This is a genomic window from uncultured Campylobacter sp., assembly GCF_938018145.1.
Lineage (GTDB): Bacteria > Campylobacterota > Campylobacteria > Campylobacterales > Campylobacteraceae > Campylobacter_A.
This window is the reverse complement of sequence record NZ_CALIII010000195.1, coordinates 1-1,740: the sequence shown is the minus strand read 5'-3', so window position 1 is coordinate 1,740 and position 1,740 is coordinate 1. Positions and strand designations below refer to the sequence as shown.

The 1,740-nt window shown below is 47.0% G+C and carries 3 protein-coding genes; all 3 read left to right on the top strand.

All coding sequences use genetic code 11. The annotated features are described in order from the left end of the window. Positions 1-6: 6 nt before the first annotated feature. Positions 7-132, top strand: a complete 126-nt coding sequence (locus tag Q0338_RS04505; RefSeq protein WP_298085714.1) for a DUF1877 family protein — start codon at positions 7-9, stop codon at positions 130-132. A gap of 343 nt (positions 133-475) precedes the next feature. Then, a complete protein-coding gene (locus Q0338_RS04500) occupies positions 476-1,075 on the top strand; it encodes a LysE family translocator (protein WP_298085713.1) in 600 nt (199 codons plus the stop codon). Between the two features lie 91 nt (positions 1,076-1,166). Further along, a partial coding sequence (locus Q0338_RS04495; RefSeq protein ID WP_298085712.1) for a response regulator transcription factor occupies positions 1,167-1,740 on the top strand: 574 nt, incomplete at its 3' end.

Sequence of the window (1,740 nt, the reverse complement as noted above, 5' to 3'; positions counted from 1 at the left end):
CCTGAGATATGGGAGTATGAGCGCGAATTTGAAGATATCAAAGCCGAGTTAAAAGATCATTTTAACGGGCTTTTGAGTTTTTATCAAAATGCCGCCGACAAAGGGCTTGGCGTGCTAATCGTAATAGCGTAAATTTTACAGCAAAACCCGCTAAGCGGTCGGCTAGCTTTGGAGCCGTTTTTCGGGGTAAATTTAAGCCCGCACGGATAAAGTCAAATTTGCGGGTTTAAATTTGTGCGCTTAGAGATTTGCTTGGTAAATTTACTCTCTGCGCCTCAAAAAAACGCAAGCAAAAGCCGCCGCAAAGCCAGGTAAAATTCCCGCCCGCGCATAAAAAAACAAATTTCGCGCCGAGACCCAAAAATGCAAACGACTCCTCAAGCAAATTTTGCTAAATTTCCGCCCATCACCCGCCGTTTTTTATTTTAAATTTATAAAATTTGATTTACTATTTCCTCAAAATTTAAGGCGCTTTATGAACTACCTACTTTTTGCCGTTACGTTTTTCCCTATCAGCCTGATGCCCGGTATCAACATGACCTACGCGATGAGTATCGGCATGAGCCTGGGCTACGTGCGCGCGCTGCCGATGATGTCGGGGCAGCTCGCCTCTCTGGCCTTCGTGGGGATTTGCTGTATGCTGGGCGTTGGCGCGGTTTTGGCGCATTACAGCTTCGCGTTTAAGGCTCTAAATATCATCGCAGGCCTTTATCTACTATATCTTGGCGCTATGCTGTTTTTTAGCAAGGGGCAGCTTAGCATCACAAAGGTCTCGCAGCTACCAAGCAAAAAGCAGATGTTTTTAAACGGCGCCGTGGTCTGCATCTCAAATCCTAAGGCGTGGATTTTTCTATCGGCTTTACTACCGACTTTTTTGGACGCGAACGATCCTTTTAGCCTGCCGCGCATACTCTCTATCACGGTTACGCTCGTTTTTATTGAGTTTTGCTCGCTTAGCATCTATGCTCTTGGTGGCGCGATACTAAAGAAATTTTTGCAAACCCACCTGCGTCTTTTGGAGATTTTTACCGCCGCCATCATCTGCGTCATCGGCGTTTTGATGATGCTTCGCTAAATTTACCCGCCCATTTCTCGTTAAATTTGATAAAATAGGACAAAATTTATCGCCTTGCCCGTTAAATTCGGGGCAAATTTAAGGAAAGCAAATGTTTAAAATTTTAGTCGCCGAGGATGACGAAAATTTAAATAAAATAATCTGCCTAAAGCTAGCTCAGGAGGGCTTTTCGCCGCTTGCGGCTTTTGACGGAGAGCTGGCTTTGCAGCTACTAGAGAGCGAGCGCGCCGATCTTGTCGTCACCGATATCATGATGCCCGGACTTAGCGGATATGAGCTAACCAAACAAATCAAGCTGCTAGACGAGTCGCTACCGGTGCTGATGATAACGGCAAAAAGCGGCATGGAGGGCATGGAGAAGGGCTTTGTCACGGGGGCGGACGACTACATGAGCAAGCCTTTAAATTTAAAGGAGCTGATTTTACGCATAAACGCGCTTTTGCGCCGAGCCAAGATCGCTAGCGGCAAGCGGCTGAGGTTTAAAAACTCCGAGCTAGACTATGCGGCTCTTAGCCTAAAAATCGGCGGCGAGGCCGTAGAGCTCGCTCCAAAGGAGTTTTATCTGCTCTTTTTACTGCTCTCAAACCCGGGCAAAATTTTCACTCGCCTAGAAATCATGCAAGAAATCTGGGGCTACGACACGGATAGCGACGAGCGCGCGGTCG